The sequence below is a fragment of the Pseudomonas sp. LS_2 genome, from assembly GCF_042709235.1.
In the GTDB taxonomy this organism is placed as follows: domain Bacteria; phylum Pseudomonadota; class Gammaproteobacteria; order Pseudomonadales; family Pseudomonadaceae; genus Aquipseudomonas.
Window position 1 is genome coordinate 269622 of sequence record NZ_JAVAYC010000001.1, and the last position, 19098, is coordinate 288719.

Genomic DNA, 19098 nt, shown 5'->3' on the forward strand with positions numbered 1-19098 from the left:
TGTGCGGATTCCCATGAGCAGTCCTGAACCTCGCCCTCAGTCCACCCTGGCGATCTATTTCCGCCTGTTGACCTACGTGCGCCCTTACATCGGGCTGTTCATCCTCAGCATCGTAGGCTTTCTGCTGTTTGCCTCGACGCAGCCAATGCTGGCCTACATCCTCAAGTATTTCGTCGACGGCCTGGCCAACCCGGATGCCGTGTTGTTCCCCGGTAACCCCTGGCTGGGCGAGTTGCGCCTGCTGCAGGCCGTGCCGCTGATGATCGTGGCGATCGCCGCCTGGCAAGGTGTCGGCTCGTACCTGGGCAACTATTTCCTCGCCCGGGTTTCCCTGGGGCTGGTACATGACCTGCGGGTGGTGCTGTTCAACAAGCTGCTCGAGTTGCCTAACCAGTATTTCGACAAGCACAACTCCGGGCACCTGATCTCGCGCATCACCTTCAACGTGACCATGGTTACCGGCGCCGCGACCGATGCCATCAAGGTGGTGATCCGCGAAGGCATGACCGTGGTCTTCCTGTTCTGCACCTTGCTGTGGATGAACTGGAAACTGACCTTGGTGATGGTGGCGATCCTGCCGATCATCGCTCTGATGGTCAGCAGCACCAGCCGCAAATTCCGCAAGCAGAGCAAGAAGATCCAGGTGTCCATGGGCGACGTCACCCACGTTGCCTCGGAAACCATTCATGGCTACCGCGTGGTACGCAGCTTCGGTGGCGAAACCTACGAACAGGACCGTTTCAAGCAGGCCAGCCTGAGCAATACCAACAAGCAGCTGTCGATGACCAAGACCGGCGCGGTTTACACGCCGACCCTGCAACTGGTGACCTACAGCGCCATGGCCATCGTGATGTTCCTGGTGCTGCTGCTGCGTGGCGAGGCTTCCGCCGGTGACCTGGTGGCCTATATCACCATGGCCGGCCTTTTGCCCAAGCCGATTCGCCAGCTCTCCGAGGTCAGCTCGACCATTCAGCGCGGCGTGGCCGGCGCGGAAAGCATCTTCGAGCAACTCGACGAAGCCCCGGAAGTCGACAGCGGCACCATCGAGCGCGAGCGCGTACAAGGTCGTCTCGAGGTGCGCAACCTGAGCTTCCAGTACCCCGGCACCGACAAGAAGGTGCTCGACGACATCAGCTTTGTCGCCGAGCCCGGTCAGATGGTGGCCTTGGTGGGACGTTCGGGCAGCGGCAAGTCGACCCTGGCTGGGCTGATTCCGCGTTTCTATCAGCATGAGCATGGGCAGATCCTGCTCGACGATGACGAAGTGCAGGCGTTCACCCTGCGCAACCTGCGCCGTCACATTGCCCTGGTGAGCCAACAGGTGACCCTGTTCAACGACACGGTCACCAACAACATCGCCTACGGCGACCTGGCCGGTGCGCCCATCGAGGCGGTGCACAAGGCAGCCGGCGAGGCCTATGCCGATGAGTTCATCCGCAAGATGCCCCAAGGCTACGACACCCTGGTGGGGGAAAACGGCGTACTGCTGTCCGGTGGCCAGCGCCAGCGCCTGGCGATTGCCCGGGCCTTGCTCAAGGATGCACCGCTGCTCATTCTCGATGAGGCCACCTCGGCCCTGGACACCGAATCCGAGCGTCACATCCAGGCAGCACTCGACCACGTGGTGCAGAATCGCACCACGATCGTGATCGCTCACCGCCTGTCGACCATCGAGAAGGCCGACCTGATCCTGGTGATGGAGGATGGCCGTATCGTGGAGCGCGGCTCGCACGACGAGCTGCTGGCGCGCAACGGCCACTACGCGCGCTTGCATGCCCGCGAGTTCGAGGAAGGCGACGACGACAAGCCCGCGCAGGCCGCCGACGTATGCTGAACCTGTTGCGCGCGTGGCGTGAACGGGGTTGGCAGGAAATCGACGCAACAGACTACGCCAAGGCTTGGCATCGATATGGCGGCAGCTTTGCCACGCACCCGGAGGTGGTGGCGCGGCTGTCGGCGTTTCTCGAGCTGCCGGTGCGCTACCTGGGCTGGCACGCCGACGGTCAGTTGCAGGCCGCCATGCCTTGTTCGGGTCGGTACCTGGCGCTGGCCAAGGATGTGCTCAAGCGTGAGCGCAAGCGTGGCCTGCTGGACCTGGGCAATGCCGAGGTCATCCTGCCCATCGCTAACTCGGTCCAGGTTCCGGTTCGCCAGCGCATGGGCTATGTCTCCGAGCTCAATGCCGACAACATCGCGACCCTACGCAACCAGCCCGAGGGCCTGGCGCTGGCCCGCGAGCCTGAGGATTACTCGAAGAAGTTCCGCTACAACCAGCGGCGCGAGTTGCGCCTGCTCGAAGAGTCGGGCGGCAGCCTGCGGCCGATGAGCGACTTCACGCCTGCCGAGCAGGCGGCGATGTACGCCGACCTGTTCCAGCGCCGCTGGGCCTTCGAGGTGCCGGGCAAGCAGGGCCTGGTGGAGGTGTTCGGCCTGCTGCGCGAGTTCATGACAGGGTCGGTGGTGCTGCTCGATGGCGCCCCGGTGGCCGTTCAGGTTCTGTACAGGGTTGAGGCGCCAGAATGGGTGTCGCTGGAGTACATCAATGGCGGGGTCGATCCGCAGAGCCGTGCTTTCAGCCCTGGTAGCGTACTGAGCTTCGTCAACACCCAGCAGGCCTGGGAAGACGCCAGGGCGATAGGCAAGCCCCTGCGTTACTCGTTCGGTCGCGCCGATCGTGAATACAAAGACCGTTGGTGCCGGAAGGTGGCGGTCTATCAGGTCTGAGTAATGAGCGCACGCAAGCAACTGCTCTTGAAGGCTCATCGTCGTAGAAAGCGCATTACCCTGCTGGTCGTGCTGCTGGCCGCCCTGGCCTTGGGGGCGGCCGTCGCCTGGTGGTTGCTGCCCTTGGTTTTGCTGGCGGCCTGGGTCGCCCACGAGGCGTGGTTTGCCGACCACCTCTTCTATCGCAGCAGCGACGACTACCAATACCTGTTCCCCGATGACGCTCATTCGCAACCCGTCACCCTCGAGGATGGACGGGTAAAGCTGTCCCGTGAACCGGGTGAAGGGGAAACCCTCATTCTGTGCGTTCGCGTACACCACTGCTGGCTGGGCCGCTGGCTGGACCCCTTCATCGAAGTTGGCGACGACCGCCAGGACTTCGAGCGGCGCGCCAGCGGCCAGCGCTACCTCAACCTTTCCGGCCAGCGCGAGCAACTGACTCGGGGTGAACTGGTGATACGCGGCCGGCGTTGCTGGGTGCATCGCGAGGCGCGCCTGTATGTAATGGCGAGCCCGGACTACCGCCAACAACGCGCGTTGATTCTCGCCCCCCATGCCGACGATGCGGAGCTGGCGGCATTCGGTTTCTACAGCCATAGCCCCGAGGTGGCTATCGCCACCCTGACTCAAGGTGAAATCGAGGCCGACAGCTATCACGAGCTTGGGCTGGACACCGCTGCCGCTGCTCGCCTGAAGGGTCGCCTGCGCAGCTGGGACAGCCTGGCGGTGCCGCTGTGGGGCGGGGTGAAGGCCAGTCACTGCGTGCAATTGGGCTACTACTGCCTGCAATTGCCCGCGATGAACGATGAGCCCGGCAAGGCTTTCGGTTCGCGTGAGTCGGGCGAAAGCGATATCCGCAGCGTGCGTCGGCACAACCCGTTACAACTTCCGGCCGACCGCGATGGTGCGCCCACCTGGGAAAACCTGGTGGCGGACCTCGTGGCACTGCTCGAACACTATCGCCCCGAGGTGATCATCACCCCGCACCCCGAGCTGGACCCGCATGCCGACCATGTCGCCACGACCCAGGCGATCTTCCAGGCCATCGCGCAGAGCGATTGCAAACCCGGCACCGCACTGTTCTATGCCAATCACCTGCACGACAACGACCGCTGGCCAATGGGCCCGGCCGGTACGGGGGTCGCCTTGCCGCCTACCCTGGAGCCGCTGCCGGCTGATCGCCTGTGGAGCCCCTCGCTGGACCCCGAGACCCAGCTCGACAAGGCCATGGCACTGGGCATGCAGCACGACTTGCGCGGGCCGTTGCCGCTCAAGGAGCGTGTGCGTCGACTTATCCAGTGGCTGCTCGGCGCGCGGCGCTGGCCGGTGACGGGCGAGGACGAATTCTTCCGCAAGGCGGTCAGGCGCCACGAACTGTTCTGGGTGCGGCGAATCGCCAAGTGAAGTGGTGTCATTAGCCCTGTGCTAATATCCCGCCCCTGTTCATTTTGTCTGATGGGTTGTCCATGAAGTTGTCCATGCCGCGTTTCGATCAAGCCCCGGTACTGGTGGTCGGCGATGTCATGCTCGACCGCTACTGGCATGGCGGTACCTCGCGTATCTCGCCTGAAGCGCCAGTGCCGGTGGTCAAGGTCGACCAGATCGAGGACCGCCCGGGTGGTGCGGCCAACGTTGCCTTGAACATCGCAGCGCTCGGCGCCCCGGCCTCGCTGGTTGGCGTCACCGGCCAGGACGAGGCGGCCGACAGCCTGGCCAACAGCCTGCAGGCTGCTGGCGTTCGTTCGGTCTTCCAGCGCATCGCCCACCAGCCGACCATCGTCAAGCTGCGGGTCATGAGCCGCCACCAGCAGCTGCTGCGTATCGATTTCGAGGAGCCGTTCGCCACCGATCCACTGTCGCTGGGCGCGGAAGTCGACAACCTGCTCGCCGGGGTCAAGGTGCTGGTGCTGTCGGACTACGGCAAGGGCGCCCTGCGCGATCACCAGGGCCTGATCGAGGCGGCCCGGGCCAAGGGCATCCCGGTACTTGCCGACCCCAAGGGCAAGGACTTCTCCATCTACCGTGGCGCCAGCCTGATCACTCCTAATCTGAGCGAGTTCGAAACCATCGTCGGCCGCTGCGCCGACGAGACCGAACTGGTCGGCAAGGGCCTGAAGCTGCTCGAAGATCTCGACCTCGGCGCGTTGCTGGTGACCCGCGGCGAGCACGGCATGACCCTGCTGCGCATCGGCCACCCGGCCCTGCACCTGCCGGCCCGTGCCCGCGAAGTGTTCGATGTGACCGGTGCTGGCGATACGGTGATTTCCACCTTGGCCGCCGCCATCGCCGCCGGCGAAGACCTGCCCCACGCCGTTGCCCTGGCCAACCTGGCTGCGGGGATCGTGGTCGGCAAGCTGGGTACCGCCGCCATCAGCGCTCCCGAACTGCGCCGCGCGATCCAGCGTGAGGAAGGCTCCGAGCGAGGTGTGCTGGGCCTGGAGCAGTTGCTGCTGGCCATCGACGATGCCCGCGCGCACAACGAGAAGATCGTCTTCACCAACGGTTGCTTCGATATCCTCCATGCCGGCCACGTGACCTACCTCGAGCAGGCGCGCGCCCAGGGCGACCGACTGATCGTCGCGGTCAACGACGACGCCTCGGTGAGCCGCCTGAAGGGGCCGGGCCGTCCGATCAACAGTGTCGATCGGCGCATGGCCGTACTGGCAGGCCTGGGGGCGGTGGACTGGGTCATCAGCTTCCCCGAAGGCACGCCCGAGAACCTGCTGCGCCAGGTCAAGCCCGACGTGTTGGTCAAGGGCGGCGACTATGGCATCGACCAGGTGGTAGGGGCCGATATCGTCACGGCCTATGGCGGCACGGTAAGGGTGCTGGGGCTGGTAGAAAATAGCTCGACCACGGCGATCGTCGAGAAAATCCGCAAGCATTGATGGATGCCGAAAGGGGCTGCATTGCAGCCCCTTTCGTTATTTGTGCAGCGATGTGCGTGCGCGTCGCAGCAGCGCCTTCGCCTTGTCACTGAAACGCCGCAAGTGCGATGCCTTGCTGGCTTTCGGCTCCTCCAGGCCCTGCTGCTTCAGCCAGTCCCTCCAGCGTACCCGCTCATCCTTCACCACCCAGCCTTCCTGGCGCGCGAAACTTTCCGCCAGGTACAGGCCGCGCGTGCTCGCCGGTACCAACTGGTCTTTCTTCAGGGTGTAGAGTTCGGCCGTGGGTTGGCCATCCTTGAGCGGCATCAGGTACAGGTCGGGGCGCTTGCGGTTCAGGCGGGTCACCAGCTGGTCGCCCTCCAGCCGTTCATCGACGTGGAACAGGCTCAGCGACTTGGCGTCCTTCGGCACCTGCAAGCGCAGATCGTAGATCAATTGCAGAGAGGCGGTGGGCAAGTGCACATAGGCCCGCGGTCGCTCCAGCAGCGTCAGATTGGCGCAGTGCACCGGTCGCGCCGCACCGGATGCCGGGGACAGCTCGAAGGGCGGTGTCTCTCGGTAATGCAGGGCCGCCGCGTAGGGGGTGGGCAGCCAGGTGTCGTTGAAGCGACCGCCCAGCCAGCCCTCGGGCGTTTCCAGCAGGCACTCCTCGGCGACTTCCTGAATGGCCGTGTGCAGCGGAATATTCAGTTCCTGGGCCGGTACGTAACCCGAGATCAGCTTCAGCACCACATCGCCGCGGTCCTGGCGCCGCTGGCGCACCAGCACCCAGTAGTCACGGTTCTGCCAGTGCAGGGTCAGCCGTACCGACACCCCGAGGTTGGCCAGCTCAGCCACGAAATGCTCGCTGTCATCGACGCTGATTGCCTTGCGTCTTTGCAGGGTCTGGGCGAAGTTCAGCGGCATGCCGATGCTCTTGTACGTCAGGCCGTCGGGGGTCGCTTCGACATGTAGGGGCAGGGTCTTGAAGTTGCTGGGGTTCTTGCGGATCAGCGTTCGCGCCACGAGGCTCCTCCTTGCGTTGGGCGGCCGCGCTGGCGGCTCAGGCCTGGCCCAGGATACGGGCGACGGTGGCCACGTTATGGGCCAGGTGCACTGGGTTGATAGTGCCGACGATAGCACTGCTGACGCCTGGGTGGGCAAACAACAGTTCGAAGCTGGCCTGAACCGGGTCGACACCTGGCGACAGGCAGATATGGCCGCTGGCCAGGGCCTTCTTGACCAGGATGGCCTTGCCGTGTGCGGCAGCGTAGTCCAGCACCGGGCGCTCCGCCTGCTCGTTCAGGTTATAGGTGACCATGGCGCAGTCGCCTTGTTCCAAAGCCTTCAGGCCACCCTCCGCGGTCTTGCCGGAGAAGCCATAGCCGAGAATCTTGCCTTCCTGCTTGAGCGCGGCGAGGGTCTGGTACACCTCCTGCTGCTCGAGGATGGCCAGGTCGTTGCCGTCGGAATGCACCAGCACCAGTTCGATGCGGTCGGTTTCCAGACGCCTGAGGCTGCGCTCGACCGAGCGACGGGTGTGCGCGGCGCTGAAGTCGAAGCGTGACGTGCCATCGTCGAACTCTTCACCCACCTTGCTGACGATCACCCATTGCTCGCGCTGACCGCGCAGCAGCGGCCCAAGGCGCTCTTCGCTACGGCCGTAGGCGGGGGCGGTGTCGATCAGGTTGAGGCCAAGCTCACGTGCCTGGGCCAACAGCAAGCGGGCGTCGTCGTCGCCTGGAATGGTGAAGCCGGAGGGGTATTTCACGCCCTGGTCGCGGCCCAGCTTGACGGTGCCCAGGCCCAGCGGCGAAACCCTGAGGCCGGTGCTGCCCAGTGGGCGGTGGAAGTCGTGCAGGGTTGGCAGGCTCATGGCAGCAGTTGCTCCCAGGCAGGTACACCCAATGGCGGGCGAGGCAGGTCGCTGAGTTCGGGGTGGGCGAGGGGGCGAACGCCATCGCGTTCGAAACTGGCCAGCACGCGGTCGGCGAAGTCTGGCGCGAGGGCCAGCTTGGTCGGCCAGCCCACCAGCAGACGCTGCTGTTCGGCGAGGAAGGCATTGTCGGGGCGCACCAGGCCCGACTGCGCAGGCTCGGCACGGTCGACGCGCAGGGTGGCCCAGCGCACCAGGCTCTGGTCGACCCAAGGCAGCAGGCTGGCGATTTCCTTCTGCGCCGCCGCGATTTGTGCGGCGGGCCCGCGTGCCACGCCATCGGCTTCGGCAAGGTCGCCGCCCAGGTACCACACCCACTGGCCATCGCTGGCCGGGTGGGTGGTCACGGTAACCCGCGGCTTCGGCCCGCCACCCAGGCAATGGGCGTACAGCGGCTTGAGGTTCGGCCCCTTGGCGATGACCATGTGCAGCGGCCGCAGTTGCATGGCGGGCTGTTCCAGGCCCAGGGCCTCGAGCAAGGCCGCGGTGCCGCCACCGGCACTGAGCACCACACGTTGTGCGCGAATCGCGCGGCCGTCGACCACCAGGCCAGCCAGTTCGCCAGCCTCGTGCAGCGGCTCGATACGTTCACCGGCCAGCAGGCCGTCGCCGCCGAGTGCCGCCAGGTTGGCCAGCAGGCTCGGCACATCGATCACCAGCTCTGCCAGGCGGTAGACCTTGCCCTTGAAAGCGCGGTCCTGCAGTGCCGGCGGCAGTTGCTCGCCCTTGACCTGGTCGACTCGGCCACGCACGGCTTTGCTGGCGAAGAAGCTGGTGAGGTTGCCGGCCAGGGTACCGGGCGACCACAGGTAATGCGCATCGGACAGCAGCCGGGTGCGGCTCAGGTCGAGTTCGCCGCTGCCGGCCAGCGCCTCGCGCCAGCGCCGGGGCATATCGGCGATGGCCTCCGAGGCGCCGGTCAGGGCGCCATGCAGGGCGTACTTGGTGCCGCCGTGGATGATCCCCTGGGACTTGATGGTCTGCTCGCCGCCCAGGCTCGCGCGTTCCACCAACACCGTCGAATAGCCCAGCCGGCGTAGCCGGGCGTTGAGCCAGAGCCCTGCGACCCCGGCGCCGACGATGAGTACGTCAGTGGAAATGGCGGATGGCATGCGGGTACCTCGAAGACTGGAACGATTGCCCAGTATACAGCCCGCATCAGGCACATGCGCCTTTCGATCAATGCCCCGTGGTCTTGGAGAACAGCTGGATCACCACCACGCCGCCGACGATCATGGCCATGCCGAGCATGGCCGGGGTGTCCAGCTTCTGCCCGTAGATCACCAGCGCTGCCACGCTGATCATGACGATGCCCATCCCTGCCCAGATGGCGTAGGCAATGCCGATCGGGATGGTGCGCACCACCAGCGTCAGCATCCAGAACGCCAGAATATAGCCGCAGACCATCAGCATCAGGGGCAGCGGAGTGCTCAGGCCCTTGACCGACTTCATGGAAGCGGTGGCGATGACTTCGGCGAAGATGGCGATGGTCAGGTAGATGTAGGCGTTCATGGTGCGATTCCTCCGTTGATGGGCGGCATTTTCGGGCTTCGATCAGATGGGGTAAAGTCATTACCTATCGTTAAAGGAGATAGGTCGATGGCCGATCAGTGGAACCTCGAGCAGCTGCGCCTGTTCGTCCAGGTTGCCGAATTACGCTCGTTTTCTGCCGTGGCGCGGGCGCAGCGCAAGGCGCAGTCTGCCGTGAGCAGCGCCATCGCGATGCTGGAGGCCGACCTCGGCGTGACCCTGTTCGAGCGCAGCAGTGGTCGCCAGCCCCAGTTGACCGAGAGTGGTGCCGCGTTGTTGGAAGATGCCCGCGAGTTGCTGCGCCAGTGCGAACATCTTGAAGGGCGGGCGCTGGCGCTGATGCGCGGCCAGGAAGCCCTGTTGCGAGTGGCCCAGGACGAAGCCATGCCTTACCAGCCGGTGATCGACAGCCTGGATGAGCTGGCCAGTCGCTTCCCCTACCTGCAAGTGCAGCTGGCCAGCGCTGCCCAGGGCGACGTGGCGCGCAAGTTGGTGGAACGGCGTGCCGACCTGGGTTTGTTCTTCCATCATGAGAGCATCCCGGCGTCGCTGGAGCGGCGTGTCCTGGGCAGCGTGGAAATGGTCACCGTGTGTGCCGTGGGCCACCCCCTGGCCCATTTGGGCCGTGTCACTCGCCAGCAGTTGGCGCGTCATCGCCAGTTGCTGATCGCGCCTCAGGAAAGCGACTACCCCGGCGGCCAGGCGATCAGCCCGCAGGTATGGCGCGCCGACAGCTTCTACGCCATGGCCGAGCTGCTCATGCGAGGCCTGGGTTGGGCGTGGTTGCCGCGTCATGTGGTGCAGTACCCGACCTACCAGGCCCATATGGTGGAACTGGCCAGCGAGTGGCGCCCCCCGGCGCTGGTGGTGGAACTGGCCTGGCGTCGCGATCAGCCACTGGGGCCTGCGGCGCAGTGGTTGGCGCAACGCTTCGCAGTCCACCTAAAGGCGATTGGCTAGCAGGCCTTTTTCCACTGTTCCTTGTACACTTCGCCGCCATGAACAGAACCCTCTATACCTTGCTGTTTCACCTTGGCCTGCCGCTGGTCGCGCTGCGCCTGTTCCTGCGTGGTCGCAAGGCGCCGGCCTATCGCCAGCGCATCGCCGAGCGCTTTGCCCGTGGCCTGCCGCCGGTGCGTCGCGGTGGCATCTGGGTGCACGCGGTTTCGGTGGGTGAGAGCATTGCCGCTGCGCCGATGGTACGCGCCTTGCTTCTGGCCTACCCGGACCTGCCAATCACCCTGACCTGCATGACCCCCACCGGCTCCGAACGCATCCGCGCGATGTTCAAGGACGAGCCGCGTATCCAGCACTGCTACCTGCCCTACGATTTGCCTTGGGCAGCGGGGCGTTTCCTCGATCATGTGCAGCCGCGGCTGGGCATCATCATGGAGACCGAGCTGTGGCCCAACCATATCCACCAGTGCGCCAGGCGCGGTATCCCGGTGGTCTTGGCCAATGCGCGGTTGTCCGAGCGCTCGGCGCGTGGCTATGCCCGCTTCGCCGGCCTGACCCGGCCGATGCTCGAGGAAATGAGCCTGATCGCCGTACAGACCGAGGCGGAGGCCGAGCGTTTCCGCAGCCTGGGCGCGCGCGCCGAGTGCGTGCAGGTGACCGGCTCGATCAAGTTCGACCTGAAGGTGGACGACCAACTGCTGCCGCGTGCCCGCCAGTTGCGCGAGCAGTGGTCGGCGACATCGCGCCCGGTATGGATCGCAGCCAGCACCCACGAGGGCGAGGACGGGTTGATCCTCGAGGCGCATCGTCAGTTGCTGGCGGTGCACAGCGATGCGTTGCTGATCCTGGTACCGCGTCATCCGGAGCGTTTCGCTGCGGTGCATGCGTTGTGTGCCGAGGCGTTCAGCGTTGTGCGCCGCTCTACTGGCGAGCGGCTCGACAGCGACACCCAGGTGCTGCTGGGCGACACCATGGGTGAATTGCTGTTCCTCTACGCCCTGGCCGATATCGCCTTCGTCGGTGGCAGCCTGGTGCCCACGGGCGGGCACAACCCGCTGGAGCCAGCGGCGCTGGTCTTGCCGGTAATCACCGGTCCGCATGTGTTCAACTTCCTCGAGATCAGCGCGATGCTGCGTGAGGCGGGGGCGCTGCGCCAGGTTGACGATGCCCAGGGGCTGGCGCAGGAAGTGCGGCGGCTGGTCGAGTTGCCGCAGGATGCGCGGCGCATGGGCGAGGCGGGCAGGGCGGTGATGCAGGCCAACCAGGGGGCGTTGCAACGGCTGCTCGACGGTTTGGCGCGGCTTCTTCGCTGATTTCTCTGGCCCTTTCGCGGGTAAACCCGCTCCCACAGGTTCTCCACTGCCCTAAGAGCGGTGGAGAACCTGTGGGAGCGGGCTTGCCCGCGAATAGGCCGGTACAGGCGACGAAAATCAGGGCCTGCGTTCGAAATTCTTCGCCGCCGCCTCCGCCAGGTCCGGCGGCAGGAAATCCTTGTCCGGGTTGTAGTCGGCCTTCAGGTAGCGCCCCAGATCCCGCAAGTCCTGCGGGCTGAGCGTACCCGCCGCCTGCTTCAGGCGCAGGTTGTCGAGGATGTAATCGTAGCGGCTGTTGTTGTAGTCGCGTACCGAGGTGTACAGCTGGCGCTGGGCATCGAGCACGTCGACGATGTTGCGGGTACCGACCTGGTAGCCGATCTCTGTGGCTTCCAGTGCGCTCTGGTTGGAAATGATCGACTGCTTGCGGGCCTGCACCTGTTCGACATCGGTGTTTACCGCGCGGTGCAGGTTGCGGGTGTTCTCCACCACCTGGCGGCGCAGGCTTTCGCGCTGCTGCTCGGTCTGGCTCAGGCGCGAATACGCCTCGCGCACCTGGGAGCTGGTCAGGCCGCCGCTGTAGATCGGAATGTTCAGTTGCAGGCCGATGCTGGTCTGTTCCACGTCGCCGCCATAACGCACGCCGGGCTGCGGCGCCGGGTTGGTGAAGCCGAGGTTATCGTTGTCGCCCTTCTGGTAGCGTGCTACGGCATCGAGTGTTGGCGCATGCCCGGCCTTGCGCTGGCGCAGGGTTTCCTCGGCGGCGTCGACGGCGTAGTGGGTGGCCAGCAGGTTGAGGTTCTGGCGCGCGGCGGTCTCGACCCAGGCCTTGGCATCGTTGGGTGTCGGCACCTGCACCGGCAGGGTATGAACCACACCCTGGAGGGATGCGTACTCGCGGTTGGTCAGGGTCACCAGGGCCTCGAAGGCGTCCTGCACGCGGCGCTCGGCGATGATCCGGTTGGCGCGGGCGGTATCGTAACTGGCCTGGGATTGCAGCACGTCGGTCTTGTCGGAGAGGCCCACGTCGAAGCGTTCGTTGGACTGGTCGAGCTGGCGCCTGAAGGCCGCTTCCTCGGCCTTGGTCGAGGCCAGGTTGTCCTGGGCGCGCAGGACCGCGAAATAGTTCTCGGCGGTTTGCAGGATCAGGTTCTGCTCGGTGGCCGACAGCTCCAGCGCTGCCTGCTCGTTGACCGCCTCGGCGGCCTGCAACTGGAACCAGCGGTCGGCGCGGAAGATCGGCTGCGACAGGGTGGCGCTCCAGCTGTTGCCACCGCGGTTGGAGGTGATAGAAGGCTCGTCCAGCTTGGTGCGGGTGCTCATCATTTCGGCCCCGCCCGACAGGTTCGGCAACAGGCCTGCGCGAGCCTGGGGCACCACTTCGCGGCGAGCGCCGTAGTCGGCGCGGGCAGCGGCGAGGTCGGCGTTGTTGTCGACGGCTTCCTGGTAGACGCTGACCAGGTCGGTCTTCACCGTCGTGGGCACGTCCGCTGCCCAGGCCGCTCCGTTGGACGCACAAGACACGGCTATCGCCAGTGAGAGTTTGCGCAGCATAGGACGATCCTTGAATTTCTGAACTGTTGAGTTTTGTTAGATGCGCCAGTGTAGTGCCACGCGCATCCGGCAACAATCGCCCGTCGCGCCTTTCATCACCCGCCCTGGCGGGCCGCATCAGAGTGCTTGGCTTTGCCGGCCACTCCAGTCTAGACTGCCCACGTTCTTGTCGGGGTGCCTTGAGTCGAAGGCTGAGATCGCATAGGTGCGGATCCCGTTGAACCTGATCAGGTTAGCGCCTGCGTAGGGAACAAGATTGCTCTCACTTCCCGGGAGCCTCTTGTGCCAGGTCCGGGATTGTCGATGCTTCATGCTCGATGGCACTCCAGGTATCCGGCACTGCACCCATCGAGGGGTGCGTCCGCGCCCTTCAGGTTCTTCCCCGACATTCCGCCCGCTGGAAGCCGTCTGGAGAGCCTGTGATGAGCAAACAAGAAAAAACGATCCACCTCAGCGAGTCGGCGCAAGTCGACCAGCAGTCCGTGCAACCGCTGCCCAATTCCCGCAAGGTCTATGTCCAGGGTTCACGCCCCGACATTCGCGTGCCCATGCGCGAAATCAGCCTGCACGACACCCCCACCGACTTCGGTGGCGAGAAGAACGCCCCGGTGCTGGTCTATGACACCTCTGGCCCCTACACCGACCCCGACGTCATCATCGACGTGCGCAAGGGCCTGGGCGATGTTCGCTCGGCGTGGATCGACGCCCGCGGCGACACCGAGCGCCTGGGCGGGCTGAGCTCGAACTTCGGCCAGCAGCGCCTGAACGACGCCGAGCTTGCCAAGCTGCGCTTCAACCATGTGCGCAACCCACGCCGGGCCAAGGCCGGCGCCAACGTCTCGCAGATGCACTACGCCCGCCAGGGCATCATCACTGCCGAGATGGAATACGTCGCCATCCGCGAGAACATGAAGCTCCAGGAAGCCCGCGCCGCCGGCCTGCTGAGCCAGCAGCATGCCGGCCACAGCTTCGGCGCCAGCATTCCAAAAGAAATCACCCCCGAGTTCGTGCGCGAAGAAATTGCCCGCGGCCGCGCGATCATCCCAGCCAACATCAACCACACGGAACTGGAGCCGATGATCATCGGCCGCAACTTCCTGGTGAAGATCAACGGCAACATCGGCAACAGCGCCCTGGGCTCCTCGATCGAAGAAGAGGTGGCCAAGCTGACCTGGGGTATTCGCTGGGGTTCGGACACGGTCATGGACCTGTCAACCGGCAAGCACATCCATGAAACCCGCGAGTGGATCATCCGCAACTCGCCGGTACCGATCGGCACCGTGCCTATCTACCAGGCTCTGGAAAAGGTCGGCGGCGTCGCCGAAGACCTGACCTGGGAGCTGTTCCGCGACACCCTGATCGAACAGGCCGAGCAGGGCGTGGACTATTTCACGATCCACGCCGGCGTACTGCTGCGCTACGTGCCGCTGACCGCCAAACGCGTCACCGGCATCGTCAGCCGCGGCGGTTCGATCATGGCCAAGTGGTGCCTGGCGCATCACAAAGAGAACTTCCTGTACACGCACTTCGACGAGATCTGCGAAATCATGAAGGCCTACGACGTCAGCTTCTCGCTGGGCGATGGCCTGCGCCCGGGCTCGATCGCCGATGCCAACGACGCGGCCCAGTTCGGTGAGCTGGAGACCCTTGGCGAGCTGACCAAGATCGCCTGGAAGCACGACGTGCAATGCATGATCGAAGGCCCCGGCCACGTGCCGATGCAGTTGATCAAGGAGAACATGGACAAGCAGCTCGAGTGCTGCGACGAGGCGCCGTTCTACACCCTTGGCCCGCTGACCACCGACATCGCCCCAGGCTACGATCACATCACCTCCGGCATTGGTGCGGCGATGATCGGCTGGTTCGGTTGCGCCATGCTTTGCTACGTCACGCCCAAGGAGCACCTGGGCCTGCCGAACAAGGATGACGTCAAGACCGGCATCATCACCTACAAGATCGCCGCGCATGCCGCGGACCTCGCCAAGGGGCATCCGGGCGCGCAGATCCGCGACAACGCGCTGTCCAAGGCACGCTTCGAGTTCCGCTGGGAGGATCAGTTCAACCTCGGCCTGGACCCGGATACCGCGCGTTCCTTCCACGACGAGACGCTGCCCAAGGAGTCGGCCAAGGTCGCGCATTTCTGCTCGATGTGCGGGCCGAAGTTCTGCTCGATGAAGATCACCCAGGAAGTGCGGGAGTACGCCGCGAAGATCGAAACCGTGGACGTGACGGTCGAGAACGGCATGCGCGAGCAGGCCGAGCGGTTCCGACAGGAAGGTAGCCAGTTGTACAAGAAGGTGTAGTAGGGGGGGGCGGCGGTTAGCCGCCCTTTTTCCACCTGTTGCAATATGCCTGCAGGAGCGGGCTTGCCCGCGAACACCGGCAAGGGCAGCGCCATTCACCGCGCAGCGCGGTTTGCGGCGGTTTGGCGCCCCGAAAAGCCCGCTCCTACGGGTTCAGCAGCGATTTCACAGCGGCGCGGTTCAGCCGCGACCGGGGAACAGCTCGGGCTTGAGCACGCCATTGAGACGCGGGTAGGGAATCTTCAGCTCGACGTGGCCCATGGAGTAGGGCGCGATGGCATACACCTCGTACTTCACCACCACCGCGCCGTAGGTCAGCGCCACGTGTGGCGAGCGCTTGAACGGCCAGGTCTTGATGAACTCGGCGTCTTTGTCCATGCCGGTGCTGATCATCCAGGCGCGGTGGGATTCCTCCACGGTCTTCCAGAAGGTTTCCTCCTGGCCCGGCACCAGCATGTCCTGCAGGGTCAGCACCTTGTCCAGCTTGCGCGAGTAGTTGATGAAGGCGCGCCCCGGCATGCCATGGGCGCCGCCGGTGTCGAGGTAGCTGGACAGCTCGACGATCACCAGTCCGTCATGCTGCTCACGTACCTTGGCTTGCAGATAGCTGCTGTTGCGCTTCTGTGCGCTGGCCAGGTACTGCTGTTCATAAGCCTGCAAGGTGGCTGGCGCGTCCGCGCGTTGGCTGTCCTCGGTCAGTTGCAGCAGGCGCTTCTCGACGATGCCGTCGAGCTTGGGCAGGGCCGGGAAATGCACGGTGTCGATGTTCACCAATGGGCAGTCGCTTTCGCTGCAGCCAGGTTTGACGTGCTCCCAGGCTTCGCGCTTGACCTCCAACGGGGCCCGGTAATTGGGCGCGAACAGGCTCTGGCAGGCGCCGAGGGCCAGTGCCAGCATGGCCACGGCAGTCAGTTTGACGAGCGTCATGAGGATCCTTGCAGAACTTGGATGATCGGCCTTGGACCGTCGGCAGGGCCTTCGGTTCGCCACTAAGCTATCAAAGAGAAGGCGGCCTGTCCCGCCTGCCCGAACGGTCGCGTCAAGGGGATGAAACGCGGCGGCACGCAGAGTAGGATGGCGCGATGCGGTAGACGAGGTAATGAGGATTCCCATGTCGGACACGTTGAATGCGGTGCCCAAGGCGGTCGAGATCGTCAAGCGCACCAACTGTTTCCAGGGCTTCTACAAGCTCGACAAGGTGCACCTGCGCCACGAATTGTTCGCCGGCGGCATGGGCCGCGAGATCAGCCGCGAGCTGTTCGTGCGCCACGACGCGGTCTGCGTGCTGCCCTACGACCCGCTGCGCGACGAGTTGGTGCTGATCGAGCAGTTCCGCGTCGGCGCCCTTGGCAAGGTGGAAAACCCTTGGCTGATCGAGTTGGTCGCCGGCCTGATCGACAAGGACGAGCAACCCGAGGAAGTCGCCCACCGCGAGGCAATGGAGGAAGCGGGCCTTACCTTCAGCGCCTTGTGGCCGATGACCCGCTACTTCCCGTCGCCCGGCGGAAGTGATGAGTTCGTGCACCTGTTCCTGGGCCGCTGCAGCAGCGAAGGCGCGGGAGGCCTGCATGGCCTGGAAGAGGAGGGCGAAGATATCCGCGTGCGCGTCTGGTCGTTCGAAGATGCCCTGCAAGCCGTGCGCGACGGGCGCATCGCCAATGCCGCGAGCATCATCGCCCTACAATGGCTGGCGCTGAACCGTGACGAAGTGCGGGGGATGTGGAAGTGAGCCCGCTGCGCGAGCGCTACAAGGTCGACCTCGCCGGCCTGCAAGCGGCCTGCGAGGCCAACTATGCCCGCTTGATGCGCCTGTTGCCGGAAATGCGCAACGCCCAGGGTTCGCGCCGTATCGGCATGACCCAGGGTGAACAGATGCTGGGTGTGCTGACGCTCGACGTGCTGCTGGCCTGCCCCTACACCACCACCGTACGCGTGCGCCAGGAGCACAGCCTGCCTTGGCTGCCCGTGCCGCAATTGGAAGTGCAGGTGTACCACGACGCGCGCATGGCCGAGGTGGTCAGTGCCGAGCACACCCGCCGCCTGCGCAGCATTTACCCGTACCCCAACGCGGCGATGCACCAGCCGGACGAAAAAGCTCAGCTCAACCTGTTCCTGGGCGAATGGCTGAGCCACTGCCTGGCCTGCGGCCACGAGCTCGAAGCGGTGCGCTGAAATGTGATGCCCGTCGGTTTCGAATGTTTGCTCGAAACCTTTCTCACGCCATAATTCGTGCTGAATCCGCTCCAGGAGAAGGCCGTTGGCCCAGCCAGACCCATCCCTCGTCCCGACACCCGTGCACGTGGTGCAACTGACCGACGCCCATCTGTTCGCCGACCCCGCCGGCACGCTGCTGGGCCTCGCCACCCGCGACAGCCTGCGTCACGTGGTCGAGCAGGTACGTCGGGAGCAGCCACGCATCGATTTGCTGCTGTGCACCGGTGACCTGTCCCAGGATGCCAGCGTGGCTTCATATGAGGCGTTTCGCGAGCTGACCTCGGTGTTCGACGTGCCAACCCGCTGGTTGCCCGGCAACCATGACGAGGCGCGGGTCATGGCCCAAGTTGCGCCGCATCTGGTGCAGGCGGTCACCGACATTGGCGCCTGGCGCATCGTCATGCTCGACTCGGCAGTGGTTGGGGCTACTCATGGGTTCCTCGAACCCGCGCAGTTGGAGGCGCTGGAGACTGCGTTGGCAGGCGCTGGTGAGCGCTATTGCCTGGTGTGCTGCCACCATCAGCCGGTGGAGATCGGCTGCGCCTGGATCGCGCCGATTGGCTTGCGCAACGCCGATGAGCTATTCCAGCGACTAGAGCGCCACTCGCAGGTAAAGGCCGTGCTTTGGGGGCATATTCATCAGGAGTGGGATGAGCAGCGTGGCGGGCTGCGCCTGCTGGCTACGCCTTCCACCTGTATCCAGTTCGCCGCGGGCAGCGACGACTTCAAGGTCAGCGAAGAGCGACCGGGCTACCGCTGGTTGCGCCTGCATGCCGATGGGCGTATCGAAACCGGTGTGGAGCGGGCGCAGGGTTATGTGGTGAAACTGGACTTCAATAGCCCCGGTTACTGAGGCGCCTTCTTCGCGGGTAAACCCGCTCCCACAGGTACCCCACTGAATTTGAATGCAGTGGGGTACCTGTGGGAGCGGGTTTACCCGCGAAGAGGCCCGCGATAGCACCCTCATTTGTGAAGGTTATGCTGCGAAAAACCGCACATTGCGCCAAAACCCGGCGAACACGCTACACTGCGCGTCCCTGCGCCCGCACGACCGGGCGCGAAGCCACAGATTCCGGGGGCAGCATGTCGGGTTCAATCCTCTATATCCATGGCTTCAACAGCTCGCCGCTGTCGATGAAGGCGCGCCAGCTCGAGGCGGTGATGCAGCACCTGGGCCTGGCCCGACACCTGCGCGTCCCGGCCCTGCATCACCACCCGCGCCAGGCCATCGCCCAGCTCGAAGCAGACATCGCTGAGCTTGGCGCGCCCTTGCTGGTCGGCAGTTCGCTGGGCGGCTACTATGCCACTCACCTGGCCGAGCGCTATGGCCTGAAGGCCCTGCTGGTCAACCCTGCGGTACGTCCGCACCTGCTGTTCGACGGCTACCTCGGCACCCAGCGCAACCTCTATACCGACGAAACCTGGGAGCTGACCCTGGACCACGTGCAGGCCCTGGCCGAACTGGAAGTGCCGGAGCCTCAGGACGCCGCGCGCTACCAGGTGTGGTTGCAGACCGGCGATGAAACACTGGACTATCGCCATGCCGAGCGCTACTACCGGGCCTGCGCCCTGCGCATCCAGGCGGGCGGCGACCACAGCTACCAAGGCTTCATGGAGCAAATGCCGGCATTGCTGGCCTTCGCCGACATTGCCCGCCAGCAATATGCAGCACTCGATTTTTCGGTATTTTGATTTTTTCG

The 19098-nt window shown here is 64.7% G+C and carries 17 protein-coding genes and 1 riboswitch; of the genes, 11 read left to right on the forward strand and 6 right to left on the reverse strand.

Translation table 11 applies throughout. From position 1 onward, the window contains the following. The first annotated feature begins 13 nt into the window (after positions 1–13). The 4 genes from msbA (at position 14) to hldE (ending at position 5612) form a co-directional block, all read left to right on the forward strand. Positions 14–1834, forward strand: a complete 1821-nt coding sequence (msbA, locus tag RAC97_RS01210) for a lipid A export permease/ATP-binding protein MsbA (RefSeq protein WP_375098854.1) — start codon at positions 14–16, stop codon at positions 1832–1834. Beyond that, positions 1828–2724: a GNAT family N-acetyltransferase gene (locus RAC97_RS01215; RefSeq protein WP_375098853.1), complete on the forward strand. Its 897-nt coding sequence runs from the start codon at positions 1828–1830 to the stop codon at positions 2722–2724. The genes msbA and RAC97_RS01215 overlap by 7 nt, the downstream gene beginning before the upstream one ends. A 3-nt stretch (positions 2725–2727) precedes the next feature. Beyond that, on the forward strand, positions 2728–4128 hold the full coding sequence (locus RAC97_RS01220) for a PIG-L deacetylase family protein (protein ID WP_375098852.1): 1401 nt from the start codon (positions 2728–2730) through the stop codon (positions 4126–4128). Positions 4129–4190: 62 nt separating this feature from the next. Beyond that, positions 4191–5612: a bifunctional D-glycero-beta-D-manno-heptose-7-phosphate kinase/D-glycero-beta-D-manno-heptose 1-phosphate adenylyltransferase HldE gene (gene hldE, locus RAC97_RS01225; RefSeq protein ID WP_375098851.1), complete on the forward strand. Its 1422-nt coding sequence runs from the start codon at positions 4191–4193 to the stop codon at positions 5610–5612. A gap of 36 nt (positions 5613–5648) precedes the next feature. Here hldE and RAC97_RS01230 read toward each other — a convergent pair whose 3' ends face one another. From RAC97_RS01230 to RAC97_RS01245, 4 genes are all read right to left on the reverse strand, one after another. Continuing rightward, positions 5649–6617, reverse strand: a complete 969-nt coding sequence (locus RAC97_RS01230; protein ID WP_375098850.1) for a metal ABC transporter ATPase — start codon at positions 6615–6617, stop codon at positions 5649–5651. 37 nt (positions 6618–6654) lie between these two features. Beyond that, positions 6655–7467 carry an aldo/keto reductase gene (locus RAC97_RS01235; RefSeq protein WP_375098849.1) on the reverse strand — a complete coding sequence of 271 codons (813 nt, stop codon included), beginning with the start codon at positions 7465–7467 and terminating at the stop codon, positions 6655–6657. Continuing rightward, complete coding sequence (locus RAC97_RS01240; RefSeq protein WP_375098848.1) at positions 7464–8639, reverse strand: NAD(P)/FAD-dependent oxidoreductase; 1176 nt, start codon at positions 8637–8639, stop codon at positions 7464–7466. The genes RAC97_RS01235 and RAC97_RS01240 overlap by 4 nt, the downstream gene beginning before the upstream one ends. 67 nt (positions 8640–8706) lie before the next feature. Beyond that, positions 8707–9039, reverse strand: coding sequence for a DMT family transporter (locus tag RAC97_RS01245; protein WP_375098847.1), 333 nt, complete (start codon positions 9037–9039; stop codon positions 8707–8709). 87 nt (positions 9040–9126) lie between these two features. On the opposite strand from RAC97_RS01245, the gene RAC97_RS01250 reads away from it, so the two are divergent. Next, positions 9127–10017: a LysR family transcriptional regulator gene (locus RAC97_RS01250; RefSeq protein ID WP_375098846.1), complete on the forward strand. Its 891-nt coding sequence runs from the start codon at positions 9127–9129 to the stop codon at positions 10015–10017. A 38-nt stretch (positions 10018–10055) separates the two neighbouring features. After that, entirely contained in the window at positions 10056–11327 is a 1272-nt protein-coding gene (waaA, locus tag RAC97_RS01255; protein WP_375098845.1) for a lipid IV(A) 3-deoxy-D-manno-octulosonic acid transferase, read from the forward strand. Between the two features lie 117 nt (positions 11328–11444). On the opposite strand, the gene RAC97_RS01260 is transcribed toward waaA, so the two are convergent. Next, positions 11445–12881, reverse strand: coding sequence for a TolC family outer membrane protein (locus tag RAC97_RS01260; RefSeq protein ID WP_375098844.1), 1437 nt, complete (start codon positions 12879–12881; stop codon positions 11445–11447). Between the two features lie 160 nt (positions 12882–13041). After that, positions 13042–13148: riboswitch (TPP riboswitch) on the forward strand. 155 nt (positions 13149–13303) lie between these two features. Here RAC97_RS01260 and thiC point away from each other — a divergent pair. Beyond that, positions 13304–15184, forward strand: coding sequence for a phosphomethylpyrimidine synthase ThiC (gene thiC, locus RAC97_RS01265; RefSeq protein WP_375098843.1), 1881 nt, complete (start codon positions 13304–13306; stop codon positions 15182–15184). A gap of 180 nt (positions 15185–15364) precedes the next feature. Here the strand turns inward: thiC and RAC97_RS01270 are convergent, their stop codons facing one another. Further along, on the reverse strand, positions 15365–16111 hold the full coding sequence (locus RAC97_RS01270) for an RsiV family protein (RefSeq protein WP_375098842.1): 747 nt from the start codon (positions 16109–16111) through the stop codon (positions 15365–15367). Positions 16112–16295: 184 nt separating this feature from the next. On the opposite strand from RAC97_RS01270, the gene RAC97_RS01275 reads away from it, so the two are divergent. The 4 genes from RAC97_RS01275 (at position 16296) to RAC97_RS01290 (ending at position 19090) form a co-directional block, all read left to right on the forward strand. After that, positions 16296–16913: an NUDIX domain-containing protein gene (locus tag RAC97_RS01275; RefSeq protein WP_375098841.1), complete on the forward strand. Its 618-nt coding sequence runs from the start codon at positions 16296–16298 to the stop codon at positions 16911–16913. Continuing rightward, positions 16904–17356, forward strand: coding sequence for a DUF1249 domain-containing protein (locus tag RAC97_RS01280; protein WP_375098840.1), 453 nt, complete (start codon positions 16904–16906; stop codon positions 17354–17356). The genes RAC97_RS01275 and RAC97_RS01280 overlap by 10 nt, the downstream gene beginning before the upstream one ends. Before the next feature lie 85 nt (positions 17357–17441). Then, complete coding sequence (gene cpdA / locus RAC97_RS01285) at positions 17442–18251, forward strand: 3',5'-cyclic-AMP phosphodiesterase (RefSeq protein WP_375098839.1); 810 nt, start codon at positions 17442–17444, stop codon at positions 18249–18251. Positions 18252–18481: 230 nt separating this feature from the next. Beyond that, the gene (locus RAC97_RS01290; protein ID WP_375098838.1) at positions 18482–19090 is read left to right on the forward strand and encodes a YqiA/YcfP family alpha/beta fold hydrolase; all 609 of its coding nucleotides are present in this window, start codon (positions 18482–18484) and stop codon (positions 19088–19090) included. Positions 19091–19098 lie beyond the last annotated feature (8 nt).

Excerpts from the sequence above, each read along its gene's own strand:
- msbA (WP_375098854.1), top strand. The coding sequence starts at position 14 with ATGAGCAGTCCTGAACCTCGCCCTCAGTCCACCCTGGCGATCTATTTC.
- RAC97_RS01215 (WP_375098853.1), top strand. The coding sequence starts at position 1,828 with ATGCTGAACCTGTTGCGCGCGTGGCGTGAACGGGGTTGGCAGGAAATC.
- RAC97_RS01220 (WP_375098852.1), top strand. The coding sequence starts at position 2,728 with ATGAGCGCACGCAAGCAACTGCTCTTGAAGGCTCATCGTCGTAGAAAG.
- hldE (WP_375098851.1), top strand. The coding sequence starts at position 4,191 with ATGAAGTTGTCCATGCCGCGTTTCGATCAAGCCCCGGTACTGGTGGTC.
- RAC97_RS01235 (WP_375098849.1), bottom strand. The coding sequence starts at position 7,467 with ATGAGCCTGCCAACCCTGCACGACTTCCACCGCCCACTGGGCAGCACC.
- RAC97_RS01240 (WP_375098848.1), bottom strand. The coding sequence starts at position 8,639 with ATGCCATCCGCCATTTCCACTGACGTACTCATCGTCGGCGCCGGGGTC.
- RAC97_RS01245 (WP_375098847.1), bottom strand. The coding sequence starts at position 9,039 with ATGAACGCCTACATCTACCTGACCATCGCCATCTTCGCCGAAGTCATC.
- RAC97_RS01250 (WP_375098846.1), top strand. The coding sequence starts at position 9,127 with ATGGCCGATCAGTGGAACCTCGAGCAGCTGCGCCTGTTCGTCCAGGTT.
- waaA (WP_375098845.1), top strand. The coding sequence starts at position 10,056 with ATGAACAGAACCCTCTATACCTTGCTGTTTCACCTTGGCCTGCCGCTG.
- RAC97_RS01260 (WP_375098844.1), bottom strand. The coding sequence starts at position 12,881 with ATGCTGCGCAAACTCTCACTGGCGATAGCCGTGTCTTGTGCGTCCAAC.
- thiC (WP_375098843.1), top strand. The coding sequence starts at position 13,304 with ATGAGCAAACAAGAAAAAACGATCCACCTCAGCGAGTCGGCGCAAGTC.
- RAC97_RS01270 (WP_375098842.1), bottom strand. The coding sequence starts at position 16,111 with ATGACGCTCGTCAAACTGACTGCCGTGGCCATGCTGGCACTGGCCCTC.
- RAC97_RS01275 (WP_375098841.1), top strand. The coding sequence starts at position 16,296 with ATGTCGGACACGTTGAATGCGGTGCCCAAGGCGGTCGAGATCGTCAAG.
- RAC97_RS01290 (WP_375098838.1), top strand. The coding sequence starts at position 18,482 with ATGTCGGGTTCAATCCTCTATATCCATGGCTTCAACAGCTCGCCGCTG.